The organism is Roseimicrobium sp. ORNL1, assembly GCF_011044495.1.
Lineage (GTDB): Bacteria > Verrucomicrobiota > Verrucomicrobiia > Verrucomicrobiales > Verrucomicrobiaceae > Roseimicrobium.
In genome coordinates, this window is record NZ_CP049143.1 from 2,708,146 (window position 1) to 2,726,842 (window position 18,697).

The 18,697-nt window shown below is 60.8% G+C and carries 18 protein-coding genes; 9 read left to right on the forward strand and 9 right to left on the reverse strand.

Features of this window, described 5'->3' with window-relative positions; all coding sequences use genetic code 11:
- Positions 1–151: 151 nt before the first annotated feature.
- The 7 genes from G5S37_RS11035 (at position 152) to G5S37_RS11065 (ending at position 7,269) form a co-directional block, all read left to right on the forward strand.
- Entirely contained in the window at positions 152–2,020 is a 1,869-nt protein-coding gene (locus tag G5S37_RS11035) for a SulP family inorganic anion transporter (RefSeq protein WP_165203682.1), read from the forward strand.
- A gap of 741 nt (positions 2,021–2,761) precedes the next feature.
- On the forward strand, positions 2,762–3,727 hold the full coding sequence (locus tag G5S37_RS11040) for a hypothetical protein (RefSeq protein WP_165203684.1): 966 nt from the start codon (positions 2,762–2,764) through the stop codon (positions 3,725–3,727).
- Between the two features lie 125 nt (positions 3,728–3,852).
- Positions 3,853–4,506 carry a hypothetical protein gene (locus G5S37_RS11045; protein ID WP_165203686.1) on the forward strand — a complete coding sequence of 218 codons (654 nt, stop codon included), beginning with the start codon at positions 3,853–3,855 and terminating at the stop codon, positions 4,504–4,506.
- A 194-nt stretch (positions 4,507–4,700) separates the two neighbouring features.
- Positions 4,701–5,183 (forward strand): hypothetical protein, encoded by a 483-nt coding sequence (locus tag G5S37_RS11050; protein WP_165203688.1) that lies wholly within the window; start codon positions 4,701–4,703, stop codon positions 5,181–5,183.
- Between the two features lie 111 nt (positions 5,184–5,294).
- Positions 5,295–5,759 carry a GyrI-like domain-containing protein gene (locus G5S37_RS11055; RefSeq protein WP_165203690.1) on the forward strand — a complete coding sequence of 155 codons (465 nt, stop codon included), beginning with the start codon at positions 5,295–5,297 and terminating at the stop codon, positions 5,757–5,759.
- A 155-nt stretch (positions 5,760–5,914) separates the two neighbouring features.
- Complete coding sequence (locus G5S37_RS11060) at positions 5,915–6,691, forward strand: hypothetical protein (protein ID WP_165203692.1); 777 nt, start codon at positions 5,915–5,917, stop codon at positions 6,689–6,691.
- 230 nt (positions 6,692–6,921) lie between these two features.
- Positions 6,922–7,269, forward strand: a complete 348-nt coding sequence (locus tag G5S37_RS11065; protein ID WP_165203694.1) for a hypothetical protein — start codon at positions 6,922–6,924, stop codon at positions 7,267–7,269.
- A 533-nt stretch (positions 7,270–7,802) separates the two neighbouring features.
- Here G5S37_RS11065 and G5S37_RS11070 read toward each other — a convergent pair.
- From G5S37_RS11070 to kdsA, 9 genes are all read right to left on the reverse strand, one after another.
- A complete protein-coding gene (locus tag G5S37_RS11070) occupies positions 7,803–8,813 on the reverse strand; it encodes an efflux RND transporter periplasmic adaptor subunit (protein WP_165203696.1) in 1,011 nt (336 codons plus the stop codon).
- Between the two features lie 30 nt (positions 8,814–8,843).
- Positions 8,844–9,590, reverse strand: a complete 747-nt coding sequence (locus tag G5S37_RS11075; protein ID WP_165203698.1) for an ABC transporter ATP-binding protein — start codon at positions 9,588–9,590, stop codon at positions 8,844–8,846.
- Positions 9,590–10,759, reverse strand: a complete 1,170-nt coding sequence (locus G5S37_RS11080; RefSeq protein WP_165203700.1) for an ABC transporter permease — start codon at positions 10,757–10,759, stop codon at positions 9,590–9,592. The genes G5S37_RS11075 and G5S37_RS11080 overlap by 1 nt, the downstream gene beginning before the upstream one ends.
- Positions 10,760–11,868: 1,109 nt before the next feature.
- Positions 11,869–12,345 carry a MarR family transcriptional regulator gene (locus tag G5S37_RS11085; protein WP_165203702.1) on the reverse strand — a complete coding sequence of 159 codons (477 nt, stop codon included), beginning with the start codon at positions 12,343–12,345 and terminating at the stop codon, positions 11,869–11,871.
- Positions 12,346–12,485: 140 nt separating this feature from the next.
- Positions 12,486–13,094, reverse strand: coding sequence for a ribosome-associated translation inhibitor RaiA (gene raiA, locus G5S37_RS11090; protein ID WP_165203704.1), 609 nt, complete (start codon positions 13,092–13,094; stop codon positions 12,486–12,488).
- A gap of 187 nt (positions 13,095–13,281) precedes the next feature.
- On the reverse strand, positions 13,282–14,247 hold the full coding sequence (lptB, locus tag G5S37_RS11095; RefSeq protein WP_240914850.1) for an LPS export ABC transporter ATP-binding protein: 966 nt from the start codon (positions 14,245–14,247) through the stop codon (positions 13,282–13,284).
- The gene (locus G5S37_RS11100) at positions 14,247–15,407 is read right to left on the reverse strand and encodes an LptA/OstA family protein (RefSeq protein ID WP_165203706.1); all 1,161 of its coding nucleotides are present in this window, start codon (positions 15,405–15,407) and stop codon (positions 14,247–14,249) included. Before G5S37_RS11100 ends, lptB begins: the two co-directional genes overlap by 1 nt.
- Positions 15,408–15,412: 5 nt before the next feature.
- Positions 15,413–16,246 (reverse strand): hypothetical protein, encoded by an 834-nt coding sequence (locus tag G5S37_RS11105; protein ID WP_165203708.1) that lies wholly within the window; start codon positions 16,244–16,246, stop codon positions 15,413–15,415.
- Positions 16,247–16,257: 11 nt separating this feature from the next.
- Positions 16,258–17,070 carry a 3-deoxy-8-phosphooctulonate synthase gene (kdsA, locus tag G5S37_RS11110; protein WP_343229935.1) on the reverse strand — a complete coding sequence of 271 codons (813 nt, stop codon included), beginning with the start codon at positions 17,068–17,070 and terminating at the stop codon, positions 16,258–16,260.
- Between the two features lie 668 nt (positions 17,071–17,738).
- Between kdsA and G5S37_RS11115 the strand changes: the two genes are divergently transcribed.
- Both G5S37_RS11115 and G5S37_RS11120 read left to right on the forward strand, forming a co-directional pair.
- Positions 17,739–17,960: a hypothetical protein gene (locus tag G5S37_RS11115; RefSeq protein ID WP_165203712.1), complete on the forward strand. Its 222-nt coding sequence runs from the start codon at positions 17,739–17,741 to the stop codon at positions 17,958–17,960.
- A 104-nt stretch (positions 17,961–18,064) separates the two neighbouring features.
- Positions 18,065–18,289, forward strand: coding sequence for a hypothetical protein (locus tag G5S37_RS11120; protein WP_165203714.1), 225 nt, complete (start codon positions 18,065–18,067; stop codon positions 18,287–18,289).
- The last annotated feature ends 408 nt before the right edge of the window (positions 18,290–18,697 follow it).

An 18,697-nucleotide genomic window follows, 5' to 3' on the forward strand; every position in this document is an offset into this window, starting at 1 on the left:
ACCAGGCCCAAGGAGCGGGAACGCCTCGTTCCCGGCGCGTTGCGGCTCGCTGACCTGATGACACCCCACCCGCCGGTCAGAGGCCAGCGCTCCCTTCTTGAGTCGGCCTGATGCAACTCCAATCCAACACCGCACAGGAAGGACTTCCTCTTTGAACTGGCAGGCAGGCACGGCAAAGCTCTGGCACGGGTTGTGGACCTTCTGGGACGCGGCGCGGAAGTTCGCCCTGGAGAACCCGCTCGATCCCTTCCCGCTGAAGCGCACCCTCACCGGGTACAATACGGTGAAGGCCAAAGCCGATGTGCGCGCCGGTATCAATGTGGCCCTGCTCGGCTTCTGCCAGGGCATGGCCTTCGCCTCCATGGCCGGGCTGCCGCTGCGCTACGGCGTCATGTGCTCCGCTGTCTCCGCCCTGGTGGGACCGTGGCTGGCTAGCTCGCGACACACGGTGCTCGGCCCCACGAATGGCTCGGCCTTCATCATCTTCTCCTATTTTGCATCATACCCTCACCTCGACCAGCTCCAGCTCATGCCCATGCTGGTGTTCCTCGTGGGGGCCATGCTCATTCTCGGCGCCTACTTCCGCGTCGCGGATCTCGCGCAGTACATCAGCCGCAGCGTCATGGTCGCGTATGTCACCGGTGCCTCGGTGATGATTGTCATCAATCAGGCTCCGGCACTCCTCGGCGTGGCACGCGTGGCCACGCACATGAAGGAGGGTGAGTCTGCGCCGGGCAATGTCTTTGGCAACGTGTGGAACTTCCTCACGCACCTGGGCGCGGCGAACTGGTGGGCCCTGCTCGTGGCGCTCGCGACGGCGGGCTGCTACACCGCGCTTCGTTATTGGAAGCCGAAGTGGCCCGCCTTCATCATCAGCCTCGTGCCCGGTCCCCTGGTGTGCCTGCTGCTGCAGCGGTTTGATATTCACCTGCCCACCTTCAGCAGTGGGGAACTCGATGCGGCGCATCTCCTGCCGCCGTTCCCCTCGTTCCTCTCCTCGGAGGCGCCTTCGCAGTTCGCCCAGCTCTTCGGCCTCGCCATCGGTATCGCCTTTGTCGCGAACCTGGAGAACAGCGTCATGGCCAAGACGCTCGCCAGCCGCGGGAACTACCGCGTGGACCCGAATCAGGACATGCTCAGCCTCGGCGCGGCGAATCTCGCGTGTGCCTACTTCGCCGGCATGCCCGCCAGCGGCAGCCTCACGCGTTCCGCGTTGAACTTCGAAAGCGGCGCGCGCACTGCCGTCTCCAGCCTGGTGGGTGGCGCCGTGTGCCTCACTGGCGCGCTCACCTTGGGACCGCTCATCGTCTATCTGCCGAAGGCCGCACTCGCCACCCTGGTGATCTGCATCGCCATCTCGCTCATTCACAAGAAGCAGATCCGCATCTGCCTGCGCGCCACGAAGTCGGATGCCTTCGTCTTCATGGTCACCTTCATCGCCACGCTGCTGGTGCCGCTGCACGTGGCCATCTTCACCGGCGTGGGCGTGGCCATCATGCTCTACCTGCGCAAGGCCGCACGTCCCTCGCTGGTGGAATACGAGTTCAACAAGGAGGGCAACCTCGCCGAGGCTGCGCTCAATGCCCAGCGCCAGCACCCTTCCATCTCGATTGTGCACGTGGAGGGCGACCTCTTCTTCGGCGCTGCGGAACTCTTCCGCACGCAGATCCAGCGCACCTGCTCCGACCCCAATCTGCGCATCATCATCCTGCGCCTGAAGAATGCCCGCCACCTCGACGCCACCAGCGTGATGGCCCTGGAGGAACTCGTGCAAACCATGCGCAGGGCCGGCCGCGACCTCATCATCAGCGGCGCCGGGAGGGACGTGTACCGCGTCCTGCGCGACAGCGGCGTGCTGCAGGAAATCGGCCGCGAAAATTTCTTCATGGGCAGCGCCCAGAATCCCAACATCGCCACGCGAAACGCCCTAAAGCGCGCCCAGCAAATCATCGGCGCGAAGGAAGCGGATGTGCATATCTATTACGACCCGCGGCATGCGAAGAAGGATGAGAAGGCGTGAGCCGGTGGGGCGGTAAGCGGTAAGCGGTAAGCGGTGTGACGGTGGAGCATTCACGACAGATCCAGATACTGTGACGCGCAGCGTCCTTGGACTGCGGAAGCCTGCTGCCGCTTTCCTAAAGTGCAGCCTGCTGCACGCTTCACCGCGACGAAGTCGCCACAAAGAAAGTAGCTACGGCTTCAGCCGTACGTGCCCGTGGCGCAACCAACTCCACCGACTTCAAACTACCCCCGACGAAATGTCTCGTGACCCCAACCTGCCATATCACAGTGCAGAGCCCTTCATCTCACCACCTTGCGCGAAGCGCCTTGGAGTGCGTGTGCGAAGCACCGCTTTGGGTGTGACTCAGACAATCCGGATGCGCCTCTTATCTACCCCCGGACTCTCCTCCTGCCGTTCTAACCTATTCGTGGCTTTGGAAACGAGGGCGTAGCAAGGCTGTGGAGACGTTTCAAAGCGGTGCTTCGCACACGCACTCCAAGGCGCTTCGCGCAAGGTGGCCTGCTGCAAGGTAATCCCAATCCCAGCCTGCACAGATGACATCACGAGACGTTTCACAACCGGACTCCTCCCGTGAAAGGGCTTCACCTCCGATGGTGGGAACGGCCCACGCACCAACCCACACCATCCACTTTCCCCGTGACACCATCCACCAAATACCGCACCATTCCACTACTCCATCACTCCGTTACTCCGTTACTCCGTTACTCCGTTACTCCGTTACTCCAGCGCCCCCTCGCCATGCACTACCACCATCGTAGTCAGCCGCTGCCGTTGCTCATTGCCGCGTTCCTCACCCTCCTCCTATCAGGGTATATCACACCCTATTCCCACGCCGACATCGGTCTCGGCAAAGAATCCAAGCGCGGCTCCGGGCGCGAGCTCACGCAGGCTCAAGTCATCTCCCTCCTCGCGGCCAATCTCCAGAAGTCACCACCCGAGACCTTCATCTCCCGCTCCGGCAAGCTCTACGGCATGGACTCCGATACCGCCCTGAGCTTCCGCGCGAACAACGAAGTCGTCCTCGGCGAATACGGCTACACCTACATCGGCTATCGCGGCACCTACAGCGTGGCGGCGGATGGCGTCATCACCCTTGAACTCAAAGGCTATCCCAAGGACACCACGTGGCCCGCCATGAAGCTCGTCTCAGATGGCAAGTCTAACTGGCTCCATCCCGTGACGAAGAAAAAAGGCTTCATCATGGGTGGCCGCGGCGGCGCTTCCGAATCAGGAGACATGAATGCCTTCTGGCCCTTCAAGCTCGTGAAGAGTGATCTCACCCTGGACGTATCTCCCATCACCACGTGGCCGGTATTAAAATACTTCCAAAGCCCCACACTGCCGGAGGACTTCAAGTGGGAAGGCGACTCCATGGAATTCCGCCTCGACTACTTCATCAATGAAAATGGAACCGTGACGTTCGAGAAGCACTTCACCCAGGACACCGAGTCCCGCACCTACGCCGCCGATGACTGGCGCCACCCCGCCGTCTTCGCCGCCAGTGAGGCCCTCAAGCTCTGGACCTTCTCTCCCATGCTCTCCGACGGCAAACCCATTCGATTCGGAAACTACCTCACGGTAAAACTCACCCGCGTGGACGGCGCCGCACACTGGGTCATCTCCGAGAACTACAACGTCATCTACGACAACATGCCCCGCGAAACCAGCATCCAGCGGGACAAGCAATCCCAGCAGGGGAAGTAGACTTCTCGGAGGTTAGGCGTCCCCGCCTGACAGTGGATGTTAGGCCTCCGGCCTGACCAGCAGTCCTGGAGCTCCAACCACCACACCACATCCCATAACCATCCCGCTGCTCCACCGCTGACCGCATGACCTTCCTGCAAGCGTTTCACTCCAAATCCCTGCGAACATGGTGGCCGTGGATTCTCTCCACGTTTCCCGTTCTCGTGATTTTCAGCAGTCTCGCAGTAGCTCCCGTGGGGCATATGATGTTTTTGTGGTTCAAGCTGCCTTACTTCCTCGCCGTCTTTCCAGCGTTGTTGATGGTGGTGATCCTTCCGCTGCGAGCGCTCTTGTGGCGGGAGGAGAGGTCGCTCATGCTCGCGTGGTGGTGTGCCACACTCGTGTTCCTTGCCTCCCTCGTTGCCGGAGAATTTTTTGGACAGCTGGTGCGCCACCGGGCTTTTAATCGACTCGCGGAACGCAGCGCTCCTCTGGTAGAGGCCATCAAGAAATATGAGAAGGAACACGGCGCACCGCCGCCTTCCCTGGAGTCGCTGGTGCCGCAGTATCTCCCCACCGTGCCCCGCACCGGCATCATGGCCTATCCCACCTATCGCTACTACCCCAAGGCGAAAGACAGCAAGGACTACGAGGGCAATCCCTGGATCCTGAGCGTGAGCACCCCGAGCGGCGGCATCAACTTCGACGAGTTCCTCTATTTCCCCCTGCAGAACTATCCCGAGACCGGCTACGGCGGAGGTCTCCAGCGCATCCGCGACTGGGCGTATTTGCATGAGTAGACTCAGTCGGAGGTTAGGCGTCTCCGCCTGACAGTGGTCGTTAGGCCTCCGGCCTGACCAGCCAACCACTTCCCATTACCATCCCACTACGGATTGCGGCACCGGCTTTCCCATTGCCGTCCGGTAATGCACTGGCGTAAACTCACCGTTCATTTGTCGCTATTTCGTTTCATTCCTCACACTGCGCCGCTTCCATGAAACACCTCCCAGTCTTCGCCCTTTCCCTCCTCCTCCTGACCTCTACCACCCTCTTTGCGGAATGGAAGATCGATGCGCCCGCCGACAAAATTGAAGGTCCGCTCAAGGGGGAACTCTACGGGGCGCCCTTCACCCTGGGAAAAGCGGAATGGAGTGACGCGGCGTTGCGCATTGAATCCGCTGACAAACTGGGGAACTGGCCGGCAACGTCGCTCGTGATCTTCGTCAAGCCTGGCGAGCAAAAGGAGTGGGTCATCACCCCAGACTCGGACAAGAGTCCAGCCGTGCACATGAAGTTCGCCAAGAAGGGCGCGAAGTTTCCGGGCACGCTGACGTACAGTGGTGAGTATTCCATGCGCCTGACCGTGCTCAGCGAGACCGCGGACAGCGCCAAACTCGCCATTCACATCTCCCTGCCGGACTACAAGAAGTCCCACCTCATCGGAGAATTCGAGGCGAAGGTGGTGAGAAAGAAATAGTCACGGGGAATTCAAAAAAGCAGGGACGCATGTCCTGGGCGGGAGGGGGCGTTCGTCATGGGTTTGACCAAAGGAATCAACCCACTCACGAAAGATAGAGAGACCACCGCCATGATCGAATCTCCCCAAATCATCCAGACCAGCACGCTGCACGCCGCCATCATCCCCGTCACGGTTCCTCGTGCACAGATCGGGGAAGCCATGATGCCCGGGCTCACCGAAATCATGGCTGCCGTGAAGGCACAGGGCATCGGCCCCGCCGGCGTGTGGTTCACGCATCACCTGCGCATCGAGCCGGAAATCTTCGACTTTGAAATCTGCGTCCCCGTCACCGCTGCCGTGAAGCCCGTGGGCCGCGTCATCCCCGGCGTGTGGCCCGGCATGAAAGTCATCCGGACCGTCTACCACGGTCCCTATGAAGGCATGGGCGATGCCTGGGGCGAATTCGAAGAGTGGATCGAAACGCAGGGCCTCAAAGGCACCCGGGACCTCTGGGAGCGGTATCTCGTCGGTCCCGAAGTCGGGCCGGATGGGAGCCTGTATCGCACGGAGTTGAATCGGCCGTTGGCGGAGTAGGGGAAGACCGCGGGACTTCGGCAAGTCCCGCTCCTTCCGAGGATGCTGCATGCAAAGTAGCTTCGACTTCAGTCGAATCAGTCGCGCTGCGGCCAAACACACATCGCTGAAGCCGTAGCATTGCAGCATGGAGCCTCTTGGTGCAGGATTATCCTATGCTCAAATCCGCTTGGCATCTGCTGCCTGTACCCATGGTTGTATTGGCCCTCTTGCTTTGTGCAGGCATATTTACAACAGCGCGTGCTTCCTGGGATCGAAACGAATGGCTGCTTCAACTGGATCAAGCCATCAAGGACCCGGTGGAGCGCGAGAAGGTCAAGGCCGCGTACCTGAAATGGCACGATGCCAAAGGCAGCCAGGACGCTCTCAAGGAGTGGTATGCGGTGGATTCGTCCACTGCGAAGATGGTGGCATGGCTGAGTTGCAGCTATCCAATCGACTACTTCGAGCGGGAAATAGGACCGGTCTCACTCTCCATCCCAGACCTTCCTCTGGTCCTTGATTGGCTCATTGCGCATGAATCCACCATCGAAGACGTCTTCGCAAACGACAGCATGGGATACGCGCATCTTGAAATGCTGGAGGACGTTGCCGAAAAATGGAATGCGCTCCTCAAGACCACTGGTGCCATCAGTAGTAACCGCCTCGCTGAAGTGGGGAATCGGTGGGAGGATTACTCCGCACAAAATCTTCGTAGATGGGCCGTGAAGAGAATCCGCTTGGCCCTCGCAAAAGGTCATTGGACGGAAGTGGAAGCTGCCATCCTGCGTGGAATGGAGGAGGAGCTCCGCAAGGACATCGCCAAGGGAGACTTCCCACGACAGATGAAATGGTTGAAATGGGGTGCGGTTGGTGTCACGGGAATTGCCCTCATTTTGTTGCTTATGCTCAAGCCGCGCAGTGGTCGGAGGGAACCTGCTCCCGCTACATGAGAGAAGTTTTGTGTGAAGGACACCCCAGCAAGTCTGGCTCCCTGCGACACTGCTGCATGCAAGTACCTTCGACTTCATCCGAATCAGTCGCACTGCAGCCGAATACATACGGCTGAACCCGCAGCTACTTTGTTCCGCTGACGCTCATCCATGTTCACGTCGTTCGAAGAGTATGGGAATGGTGTTGGCGTTGGAGTTGAGATTCTACTCAGAGGAGGTAGTTTCATTTTATGGCCTGGCCGAAGAAGGGCACACGCAAAATCGTTGTGGATGGAGTCGAATGGCTCTGGCACTACAGCGCGCATTGCTATCTGTGTTCCAATGATGTGGTCACGGTGGGACAGGCGGGCAGCCCGCATCATTTGTTCTTCGATACTTTCTCCCGGGATTTCGAGCACACGCCAGGGCATGTTGCTGCGTCGTTGCGATGGGCGTTGTCCCAGGGCTGGAATCCCACGAACGGAGGTGACCGTGCTATGACAGCAAAAGAGAACTCTTTTGAGTGGCTGCCCGAAGGTTGGAGGCATCATACCGACGCGTTCAACGGTTCGAAAGTGGTGGACAAAGACCAGCTCTGACGCTGGGGCTCATCCACAAAGTAGCTTCGACTTCAGTCGAATCAGTGGCGCTACGTGCCGAATACGTACGGCTGAAGCCGTAGCTACTTTGCTCTGCCTCTGCATATCCGCGCCCGCTGCCGCGTGAATTGCTCCGTGTTCGAGGGGCGACACTAGTCCCACCTCGCGCGTGAGCGTCAGGTTGAGGATATGGAACCGGTGCCGAAGGCCTTGGACTGCGACAGCCTGCTGCCGCTTTCCTAAAGTGCAGCCTGCTGCACGCCTCACCGCGACGAAGTCGCCAAGCTCTCTGGGACACATTACCCGATGAGTGAGTGTCGCCATCGCCACAGCAGGCTGTGGACTCTAGAAAGCGGCAGCAGGCTGCACGCAGTCCAAGGACGCTGCGCGTCACAGCATCCAGATCATTCGTGTGAATCCTACTTCTCGATGATGTCACACATTTCTGTTAACTTGGCGCTCATGCACGAAGCGGGACGTCGGCGGCTGGCAAATCACACCCGTACGGCTGAAGCCGTAGCTACTTTGTTGACCTACTTCGCCGCCGTCTTCTCCTCTGCCTTCGCGCCGGCACTTCCACTCCCACTCGCCACACTCGCCGCATCAATAAACACATCCACCTGCTGGCCCACATAAATCGGCGGGTCCTTGGGGCGTTGCAGGCTATAAATCACCTGGAGCACACGTGTGTCCACACGCTCGGTGCTCGCACCAGTCAGCGATACTTTCGGAATCACATAGGGCTCGACGCGCACGAACTGCAGCGGTATTGGATTCGTCGTGTCTCCCTTGATGAAGGCCTTGGCGGCTTGACCGGGGCGCACGCGGGTGGCGTTCTGTTCATCCACATCGGCACGCACCTGGAGCCGGTCCAAGTCACCGAGCACCATCGCGGGAGACTTCGGCGCGGTGGCAGCATATTCGCCGGCGCGGATGTTCACCTGCAGAATGGTTCCCTCTCTCGGGGCGCGCACGGTGAGGCGCTGGATGAGCAGCTCCGTCTGCTTCACATCCGCCTCGGAAGCGAGGAGCTGCGCATTGCTCGCGGCGAGCTGGGCTTTGGCCACATTCACATCATTCTCGCGCTGGCGCACTTCATCCTCGCTGATGGCGCGGCGGTCGGGCATGTCGCGCACACGCTTGTAGAGGTCTTCCTGCTTCACGACGGTCGCCCTGGCGACTTCGATGTTTGCCTTGGAAACTTCCACCATGGCACGGTGACGCAGCAGGGTCGCCTGGAAGTCGCGGTCATCCAGTCGGAAGAGTGGGTCATTCACCTTCACGTTGTCATTCACCTTCACCAGCACCTCGGTGACGAGACCCGCCGCAGGCACGCCGATGGAAACGTTCTCACTCAGTGCTTCCAAAATGCCCGTCGCCGCCACCGTGCTGGCAAAGGGCTTCGTCGCAGGAGCCACCGGTGGTGGTAGAATCTTCGCCTGGTCCTCCGCTTTGATTTTCTGCAGCAGGAGCGCCACACTCACGAAGCCCCCGAGCGCGATCACAAAGGTGAGATTGCGGATGAGTTTGGCAAGGAAGTTCATGGAAACAGAGGCTGGGGGAAGGGGAGGGGATTAATGATGAAACACCGGTGGCACCGCGCGGTCCACGTCGTGCACTTCCACAATCTGGCCGTCATCCATCTGCGCGATGCGGTCGGCATGGGAGAAGATGCGATTGTCGTGCGTGACGATGATCACGCAACGTCCCGGCACGCGCGCGATTTTCTCAAAGAGGTCCATCACCAGTGCGCCGTTCTTGGCATCGAGCGCAGCGGTGGGTTCATCGCAGATGATCAGGCGCGGTTCATGCACCAGGGCGCGGGCGATCGCCACGCGCTGCTGCTGGCCGCCGGAGAGTTGATTCGGCCGGTGCTTCCATCGCTCGCCGAGTCCCACCTGCGCCAGCACCTCGCGCGCCTTCGCCTCTGCCTTGCGTGGGCTCACGCCTTGAATCAGCAGCGGCACGCTCACATTCTCCGCGCAGTTCAGCGTGGGGATGAGATTGAAGGACTGGAAGATGAAGCCGATGTTCTCCGCGCGGAACTTCGTCACCACGCCGTTGCTCAGCTTGTCGATTTGCTTGCCGAAGACCTCGATGCTGCCCTGCTCGGCACGCAAGGTCCCGGCGAGGATGCTCAGCAGCGTGGTCTTCCCACAGCCGGAGGGGCCCACCAGCATCATGATCTCGCCATCGCGCGCATCGAAGTCCACGCCCTTGAGTACGGTGAGCTTCGAGCCACCGTCGCCGAAGCTCTTCACGATGCCCTTGGCATGCACGGCGATTTTGTGATCGCCCCGGTTGGGAGGTGTGTCACTCATTATCCTCGGAAGACCATGGCGGGTTCGAACCGGCTGACGCGCCAGATGCCGATGAGCGCTGCGAGCATGCAGATGAAAAGGATGATGGCGAGGGAGAACACGGGAATCTCCCACGTCATGTAAAAGGGCGGCTGCTCATTCTTCAGGCCGAAGTAACCGAAGAGCGCGGTGAAGGCCATGCCGATACCGAAGCCGATGACGCCCACCGTGAGTGCCTGCAGGATGAGCATGCCGCACAGCTTGCTGCTGGAGGTGCCCATCGCCTTGAGCGCGCCGAGGTGCTTGATGTTGTCCAGCACGAACGCATAAAACGTCTGGCAGGAAATCGCGATGCCCACGATGAAACCGATGATCACCGTGGTGCCGAAGGACATGGGGATGCCGGTGTTCCGCACATACCACCAGATGGTGGAGGTGCCGAAGTCATACGGCGAGGAGTTGAAGGAATGGTTCACATACGCCTTCATGCCCGTGGCCTTCTGGATGTCCTCCGCCACCTGATCATCACTGATGCCCTCCTTCGGCGCCGCGATGATGGCGGAGAGCATCTTGCGTGAGGCCGGCGTGTACTGCAGCGCGCGCTCATAGGTGGTCCACACATACGGGCCACCGGTGAAGCTGGTCATGGCATCGCAGATGCCCACCACACGCGCCTCCATGTCATTGATTTCAAAGACATCGCCCACCTTGATCCACGTGCTCTTGTCCTTGGGATTCTTCGAGAGGCGCCTCACCGCGAGGTCGTCGATGATCACTGTGTTCGGCAGGCGCAGGTCTTCCAGGTTGCCTTCGAGCATCTTCGCTGGCGCACCCGCGAGCGTGGTGGGGTCGATGCCGAGAAGCTGGATGACCTTGAACTTGCCGTTCTCCAACCGCACCCGCTGGATGCCGGAGAAGAGCGGCATGGCCCACGCCACGCTGTCCACACTGCGCACGCGGGCCACATCCGTATCGCGCAGCGGATTGGTTTCATTCACCTGCTCCACCTTCTCATCCACCACCCAGATGGGCGCGGGCACATTCTTCAGCGTCGCCGTGGTCCAGCGCATGAGACCGCAGAAGACCGAGGCCTGCTGCGCGATGAGAAACGTGGCGAAGAAGATGCCGAAGACCAGCATGAGATACTTCGCGGTATCACCGAAGAGCATCTTGAGGGCGAGGCGGTACATATCGGTGGGACGGTGAGCGGTGGGACGGTGAGCGGTGGGACGGTGAGCGGTGCGACGGTGGGGAGAGGGGAAGACGCGGAGAGGGGGAGAGGGGAAGACGCGGAGAGGGGGAGAGGGGAAGACGCGGAGAGGGGGAGAGGGGGAGAGGGGAAGACGCGGAGAGGGGGAGAGGGGAAGACGCGGAGAGGGGGAGAGGGAAGGGGAGTTATCGCGTAGGGGAGGTGGCGATGCGCTGCGGGGGCAGGAATGCCCCCGCTCCTTGGAGAAAGGCGATGCGCTGGGTGCCGGCGGTGCTGCCAGGTGAGTGAGCGCGGATGGGAGTTGGAGCGCCCGGCTGCTTTATCGATGCGCGTTGTCCCCCAAGGATCGGGGGCATTCCTGCCCCCGTTGTGGTGGTCGCGTCTCGTGAGTCTCTTCGCAGCCCTGATCCAGACGCAGTCCACTCACGCACCACCTTGCGCGAAGCGCCTTGGAGTGCGTGTGCGAAGCACCGCTTTGGTGGGGAGTTCCGGGGGCGGAGCGGCGGGTCGGAGACTTGGAGTGCGGGAGCTTGCTCCCGCTTTCCCGCAGGCAGCTTGCTGCCGTGAAGCGACTGTTGGGGTGAATCTCGTCTGTCGCTCGAATCCTTGGAGGCTGCCAGGCGGGTCATAGCGTCCTTGGTAGCTTCACGCAGAGCAAGCTCTGCTCCCGAAAGCGGGAGCAAGCTCCCGCACTCCAAATGGCGCGTCCGGCTTGCATCGCTGCCTCCCAAAGCGGTGCTTCGCACCGCACTCCAAGGCGCTGCGCGCAAGGTGGTGGACGTTACGGTCGCTTCATACGGATAGGCGCAGGTCATCTCACGAGACGACTCGGCAATATCCGTAAAATACCATGGTATCTCACTACCCATCACATCATGATGAGCTTCGCGGTGGCCTTCACCATGCGCCCCAGCATTCGAAGTATCTCCTGCATCACGCCCCACACCTCCCTCACACCCCACCTCCTGTGCCCGGATTGCATTCACAAGAGGCGATGAGAGATCCAGGTCCAGGTGCCTTTCCGGCAGCGTGCTGTGATCTCCGTCGCCCATAGGATTCAATCGGTCCTCCGTACGTACTTCAGCGTCCCTAGCCTGCCAGCGTGAGCAGCGCGCGGCGGATGAGCACGCGCTCGTCCTCGGTGAATCCTATCAAGAGCTTCTTCTCCATCTGGTCTCCCACCTTCTGCAGGGTGGCGAGCACCTTCTTCCCGGTGGTGGTGATCTCCACGAGGTACACCCGGCGGTCTTCGGGGTGGTCCTTGCGGCGGGCCAGTTTGCCCTTCTCCAGCATGTCCACCATCTTCACCATGGTGGTGCGGTCGATGCGCAGTTTGCGGCCGAGCTGTTGCTGGGACATGGAGCCTTCCTCGCCCAGCAGCCACAGCACGCCGCCGCACATCACGTCGAGGCCGAGCTTTTTGCACTCGTCACCGAAGAGGGTCCAGAGCCGCTGGTGGGCTTTGGCCACGAGGAAGCCCGTGTAGCGGGTCAGGCCCTCGGGCAGGGGTTCACGCTCCGCCCCTTCTGGCAGGCGGAACATCAGGTCACAAAGCTCGGCACCCATGATGGTCAGTATTACTGATGATTTCTCTTCTGTCAAAGCCCGCCATCCTGAAAAACAACGCGGCGGCAGGGTTCAGACCGCTGCCGCCGCGTGAATTGGACAAAGGCAAAGCCTCTATTCGATCCTGTCGTTTCGAGTCCTTACGCTGCCACGTGCCCGTTCATCTCGGGCTCCACCATGCCGTACTCGCCGTCCTTGCGACGGAAGAGGATGGCCAGCTTGCCGTTGTTCTTCGCATTGTGGAAGAGGACGAAGGGCCGGTCGCTGAGCTCCAGGTCCATGATGGCCTCATCCGGGAAGAGGGGCTTCATGCGGAAGTTCTCGCGGTGGATGATCACTGGCTCGATGTCGTCATGCTCCGCTCCCGTGTGCATGGACTCCTCCGTGAAGACCTGCTCCTGGATGTGCTTGATGGAGCCCAGCCTCGGCCGGTGGTGGCTCTTGAGGAGGCGCGTCTTGAACTTGCGCATGCGGCGCGCGATCTTGCTCACGCTCTCGTCGATGGCGGAATAGATGTCGCCCGTGGTCGTGTCCACCTCAATGGTGATGTGGTTCGCACAGTGCAGAATGATTTCCGCCTTCTGGCGCTCCTTGTTTTCCACGTCGAGAATCACCTTGGCGTCGATGATGCGAGGGTAGTCGAGGTGGAGGTTCTCGACTTTTCGCTGCGCGTAGTCACGCATGGCTTCTGTCACGTTGATGTGACGTCCGGTGACGGTGATGGGCAGGTTGATATTGTGCACTTGCATGGTTTTCCTCCTTGGTTGGTTTTACCTCAAAATTGATGCGCGTGAAGTTAACGAATTTTAGGCGTGTGCGTGCTTCTGCTGTGCGGTGCGGTTCGTGTCCGTGCGTGCTTGGGCTATGCTTGGCTTGGCGTTTGCTTGCGTTCGTGCGCTTGCGTTGGGTGGCGGGCGGCTTGCGATGAGCTGCGCGTCACATGCGGAAGTTTTCACCAAGGTATCGTTCCTTGGCGAGCGGATGTTCTACAATGTATTCGCGTGTGCCGTGCAGGAGCACGCGTCCTTCATGAATCAAATACGCGCGATCGACGATGCCGAGCGTCTCGCGCACATTGTGGTCAGTGATGAGAATGGCCAGTCCCACGCTTTTGAGCATCAGGATGATTTTCTGAATATCCTCCACAGCCAAAGGATCCACGCCGGAGAAGGGTTCGTCCAGCATGATCAGCTTTGGTTCTGAAACTAATGAGCGGGCAATCGTCAGGCGGCGCTTCTCACCCCCGGAGAGGGTCAGGGCCAGATTGTCCGCCACATGGTCGATGCCGAACTTCTCCATGAGCTGCTGGCACTGGGTGGCGCGCTCATGCGGGGTGAAGTTTTGCGTCTCCATGACCGCGAGAATGTTCTCCCGGACGGTGAGTTTGCGGAAGATGGACTCTTCCTGCGGCAGGTAGCCCATGCCTAGGCGCGCGCGCTTGTACATCGGCTCGGCAGTCGTATCCAGACCGTTGAAAAAGACCTGGCCGCCATTCGGCTGGACCAGTCCCACGATCATGTAGAAGGAGGTCGTCTTGCCGGCGCCGTTGGGGCCCAGCAGGCCCACGATTTCGCCACGCTTCACCTCGATGTCCACGCCGTTCACCACGGCTCGGCCATCGTATACCTTCTTCAGTCCACGCGTGTAGAGCAGGGTTTCCCCGTCCTGAGCGTGTTGATTGGCTTCCTGCTGACGGGCAAAGAAATCGTCCTGGGAGTTCGAGGGCATGGTCTGCTGTCGGCGCTTGGAAGGGGCAGCGGCATTGGCGGCCACGACCTCCTCCTCCTCGGTGAAATTGGGGGCAGAGGAGTGCAAATCAGACTGCTGCTCCGGTGCTTGCGAATACTGCTGGGGAGCGCCCTCTCCTTCCAGGGGGCGTTGCTTGCGTACTTTCTTCCTCACTACTGCTGGCCTCCTTGAGTACGATTATTCAATGTGGGAGCGGGCCCGCCTCCGGGTGCCACCGGAGTGGCCGCGCCTACAGAAGCACCTTTCGGGCCTTTCTTCTCATCTTCATTGATCAGGCGGACCTCATTCGGACCAAAGGACTTGAACTGGCCGTTCGCCTTGATCAGGAAATAGGTGGAAGGCGAGGTGGCCACCGTGAGGTTGCGCCCCTCTTGGATCTGCGGCCAGCCACGCAGGATCATATCGCCAGTCTTGCCGTCGTAGTCCGCCTCACGGCCGACGCCGGTCTGCAGCTCGCCCTTGTCAGACATCTTGTTGATGACTACGCGGCGGCCCTTGGCAATGGCGCGGTCCAGGCTGCTGTTTCCAGCACCCTCGGCGTCTTTCTTGTCGGATGCAGAGGCGGGCTTGTCCGCAGCGCCACTGGCGAGGAGTTCACCTGCGGTGGGCTGCTTGGCGGGTGGGGGAGTTGCTTCCTTGGCGATTGGCTTGCCGTCCGGGCCCTTCTCCTGCGGCTCCTTTTTCATGAAGACTTGCAGTTCATCACAGGTCAGGTGGAACCGGGGATCTTTCACCACCACGTTCTCCACAAAGACACCGAATCCCTGACGGGAGTCGAAGAAGGAGCTCTCCGAGTTGATCACCGTCTCCTGCGGTGGGGTCTTGGGCTTTTCAGCCAGAGGCGTGGGTTTCAGAGGTTGGGGCTTCGGTCCACCACCGGCCGTAGTCAGGGGGGAGGCCTTCACCGCGGTGCGGGCCACCGGCGCTTCATCAGGAGCGCGCATGGCGGGGGAGGCATTGCTCTGGGCGAGGAGCGCCTTGCCCTCCGGGGAGACGCGGTTCATGGCCGAGTCGAGACGGGCGCTATTCTCCGCAGCCTGTGTCTTCTCCGCGTAGGAGGGCTTGGTGGCGCCATTCGCCTGGGCCTGGGCCAGCAGGGACTCTGCCCGCTCCGCCTGGGGCAGCTCCTGCGCGCGACGCTGCAGTTCCGCCATGTTGCCGGCCTTTGCCTGCTCCAGCACCCGGGCTGCTTCCTGCGAGGCCTTCACCCCATCACGCGGGCGGGCGGTGGGAAATCCATTGCGCCCGGCCTGGCCGAGTGCCTGTGACGCCGCCGCGAGCACGCAGCAGGTGGTGATCAAAGTCAGTTTCATCTCGCTTACTTCTTGGGCTTCGTCGGGGATGCGCCCGCGCCCGGCTTCACCGCAGTGGCCGTGGCAGGCGTGGTGGCTGCCGGAGCAGGAGCACTGCCGGCAGGGGATGAAGAGGGCGGCGCGGACCACGAAGTGGAGTCTTTCTCAGTCTCCTCCTTCTTGGTCTTCTCTGTGCCCTCCTTGGTTCCGGTCGCAGGGGGTTCGCCGGTGCCGGAGGCGGCCTTGGTCAGGGAAGATGCGTCATGCAGGACCATCGTCACATTGCCCACCATCTTCCCCTGGCCCGAGGCCGTGTCGAAGATGAGGCTGTCTCCTTGCAAATCAAAATCCGAGCGTGTGATCCGCGAGCGCTCTTCACTGGCGATGATGTTGCTCGGCATGTGGTAGATCGCTGTGCGGAGCTGCACGCGCAGGTCCTTGTCAGCCTCCCCGGGAGGGCCGTACATCCAGATGTTCATCTGCTCCAGGAACATGTTTTCTTCATCGGTGCGCGTCATCGTCTTCGCCTGCAGCATGCTCGACGGCGCCCCGTTTTTGAAACTGGGAATCTCCATGTCCCTGTGGGCCTGGCCCAGGGGCAGCATCTTGCCAAAGGCGTACAGCCCGGTCGTGGGCACCGCGGGACCTTGGGCGGTGGCGGCGCTGGCAGCGGCTTCCTTGGGTTTCTCCCCGTCCTCCGCTTTGGCCTTGCCCTTGCCCTTGCCTTCTTTCTTCCCCTCGGCGGTGGGCTTCTGCGCCATGGTGGCGACGGGGGCCGAGATCCACATGCCGCCCAGCACGAGCAGGAGCAGCGTCGTGGCCAGTCGGAGGTGTCTCTGGAGGATGCTTGAGCGGGACATCACCATCAGCGTTACTCTTTCGCGATTTCGTGGATGCGCAACAACTGGCTGAGCAGACCCTTTAGATCGGACACCGGGATCTGATTAGGACCATCGCTCAGTGCCTTGGAAGGGTCCACATGCGTTTCAATGAAAACACCGTCCACCCCAGCGGCGACTGCGGCGCGAGCCAGCACCGGCGCCAGCTTGCCATCGCCACCCGTCGTGGTGCCCTGGCCCCCGGGACGCTGCACCGAGTGTGTGGCGTCCATCACCACACGGTAGCCCAGTTCCCGCATCCAGTAGAGTGACCTCATGTCGGCGACGAGGTTTTGATATCCGAACGTAGTTCCACGTTCAGTGAATACGAAATTAGTACACCCCACGGAGAGCAATTTGTCTCCAATGTTTTTCACATCCCAGGGCGCCAGGAACTGGCCCTTCTTCACATTCACCGCGCGGCCCGTACGTCCGGCCGCCTCGATGAGGTCCGTCTGACGGCAGAGGAAGGCGGGGATTTGGAGAAAATCGATCCACTCCGCCGCGCGCGTGGCCTCCTCGGGGCTGTGCACATCCGTCGTCACGGGCACGCCCAGCTCTTTGCCGATGGCGGCGAGAATCCCGCAACCCTCTTCCAAACTCATGCCCCGGTAGCTCTTGCCCGAGGTGCGGTTCGCCTTGTCATAGCTCGCCTTGAAGACCCAGCGCAGGCCCAGCTCATCGGCAATCGCCTTGATGCGGCGTGCCATGTCCCACACGAAGTCCTCACTTTCAATCACACACGGGCCGAGAATGAACACCGGCTGGACACCATCGAAGCGGACACCATGGCCAAGATCCACGATGGGGAGGGAGTTGAGGAACGGGGCAGGCAAAACTGGGATGGGCGAAAAGTGGGTGGGACTTGAGGCTGAGGCTTAAACTTGAAGCGCGGGGGCAGACAGTAATGAAGCCTCCGTGGATTGCAAACCCTGCATGTGGGGGGAGGGGAGATTGTGACAAAAATGAAGTGCAAAATGCGGGATGGCTCTTCTTTGGGGGGCTCCTGTCTAAGTCCTGGTGGTCGGCGGCGGGGTTCCCGGCTTTAAGATTACTCGCAACTCATCCAGCAGTGATCACATGCGAGTTCATCGTCGAAACGCATCCACACCCGAGCCCGAGCCTCAGAGGCACCATTCGCCCTGAATGGCAGCGTCCCTCAACCCAAAAGGGACGGTAGGGATGCGCTCCTGCGCGTCCGTCGATCGCGGGCGGAGGTGGTGGGAGATGCCACGCGGCGAGGCCGTTTGGCACCGCAGCTCCGCTCCACCTCCGCCCACGAAGAATTCGGACGCGCAGGAGCGCATCCCTACCGCCTCTTGGTGGAAGGACGTTTGCCTTGCAGGGCGTAGCTCGCGGAATGGCTTCGACTCGGCGTCATCGATCACCACGAAAGGCATATCCCCCGCACCTTGAAGCGCCGCCCCCCGCCAGTGTAACCCCCGCCTGCGATTCATGGATAACCCCTTCCCCCATGAAACGCCTCATCATCCCCCCTGCTGGCCCCCCCGGACCCATCCCCGCGGACGTTGCCGCCACCGAGCCCCCGAAGTCCCAGCCTGAGCACTCGCTCGCCCTGGACCCCAATGACCTCCCACTTCCACCGACCGGTACCGAGTCCTCGTCCTCGTCAGGAACAGAGCCTGAGCGGGAGCAGGAGAAAACGCAAGAGCATCCCGGTCCAGATTCCAAGTGAGGCAATGCCAAACGATGACGTGGTGAGCTGAGGCAACCCGAGCCGCGCGCATTCGAATTTCCATCTCTCAAATCTCAAATCCCATCACCACCCTCCCGAGCGCCATGAAGGAAAAAGAAACAGACATCGAAACAGAAAAAGACTCTCACGGCTCCCATCACCACGTCTCCGACCAGGAGCGCGTCGATGAAGCCATGCTTGAATCCTTCCCCGCCAGTGACCCACCCTCCTGGACCGCCGGCGTGGATCACGAGCACGAAATCATCCACGACGCCTGCGCCCCCGATTCCGATGAGTTGAAAGAGCGCGGCAAAGACGAACTCGCGTAGAGCCGTCACAACACCTCGCGCCAGTTGCGCCTCTTCCAAGGTAGCTACGGCTTCATCCGTAGGTGTTGTGTCTGCGCATGGCGCGCGGCAGTGCTTGTTTCACACCTCACGGCGCTTCGCACAAGGTGAGCTGGTTTATGAACGCTCCTGGCCGTTTCGCGTTGGGCAAATCACGAGACGTGCCGATGGCGTTCCAGCGTTGTTAACCTGACGCACGTGTACGAAGCGTGCGACCGACACCCTGGGTGTGGACAGTAACTAGAGACCGCCCCGGAGGGACGCGAGGAGTGGCATGGAGATTGCTTGAGGGGGTTCCTTTTGCCATCAGGGTATTTGCCCAGTTTTGGGCAGGTGACAGTGGATGGATTGCCGGTTTTATTGTGGTTTGGTAAAAAAGTTGTTGCAGAC

Coding starts and splice junctions, on each gene's coding strand:
- G5S37_RS11055 (WP_165203690.1), top strand. CDS start 5,295: ATGATCGAATCTCCCCAAATCATCCAGACCAGCACGCTGCACGCCGCC.
- G5S37_RS11100 (WP_165203706.1), bottom strand. CDS start 15,407: ATGAAACTGACTTTGATCACCACCTGCTGCGTGCTCGCGGCGGCGTCA.
- G5S37_RS11070 (WP_165203696.1), bottom strand. CDS start 8,813: ATGAACTTCCTTGCCAAACTCATCCGCAATCTCACCTTTGTGATCGCG.
- G5S37_RS11085 (WP_165203702.1), bottom strand. CDS start 12,345: ATGGGTGCCGAGCTTTGTGACCTGATGTTCCGCCTGCCAGAAGGGGCG.
- G5S37_RS11080 (WP_165203700.1), bottom strand. CDS start 10,759: ATGTACCGCCTCGCCCTCAAGATGCTCTTCGGTGATACCGCGAAGTAT.
- G5S37_RS11040 (WP_165203684.1), top strand. CDS start 2,762: ATGCACTACCACCATCGTAGTCAGCCGCTGCCGTTGCTCATTGCCGCG.
- G5S37_RS11050 (WP_165203688.1), top strand. CDS start 4,701: ATGAAACACCTCCCAGTCTTCGCCCTTTCCCTCCTCCTCCTGACCTCT.
- G5S37_RS11075 (WP_165203698.1), bottom strand. CDS start 9,590: ATGAGTGACACACCTCCCAACCGGGGCGATCACAAAATCGCCGTGCAT.
- G5S37_RS11105 (WP_165203708.1), bottom strand. CDS start 16,246: ATGTCCCGCTCAAGCATCCTCCAGAGACACCTCCGACTGGCCACGACG.
- G5S37_RS11120 (WP_165203714.1), top strand. CDS start 18,065: ATGAAGGAAAAAGAAACAGACATCGAAACAGAAAAAGACTCTCACGGC.
- G5S37_RS11045 (WP_165203686.1), top strand. CDS start 3,853: ATGACCTTCCTGCAAGCGTTTCACTCCAAATCCCTGCGAACATGGTGG.
- G5S37_RS11115 (WP_165203712.1), top strand. CDS start 17,739: ATGAAACGCCTCATCATCCCCCCTGCTGGCCCCCCCGGACCCATCCCC.
- G5S37_RS11065 (WP_165203694.1), top strand. CDS start 6,922: ATGGCCTGGCCGAAGAAGGGCACACGCAAAATCGTTGTGGATGGAGTC.
- G5S37_RS11060 (WP_165203692.1), top strand. CDS start 5,915: ATGCTCAAATCCGCTTGGCATCTGCTGCCTGTACCCATGGTTGTATTG.
- raiA (WP_165203704.1), bottom strand. CDS start 13,094: ATGCAAGTGCACAATATCAACCTGCCCATCACCGTCACCGGACGTCAC.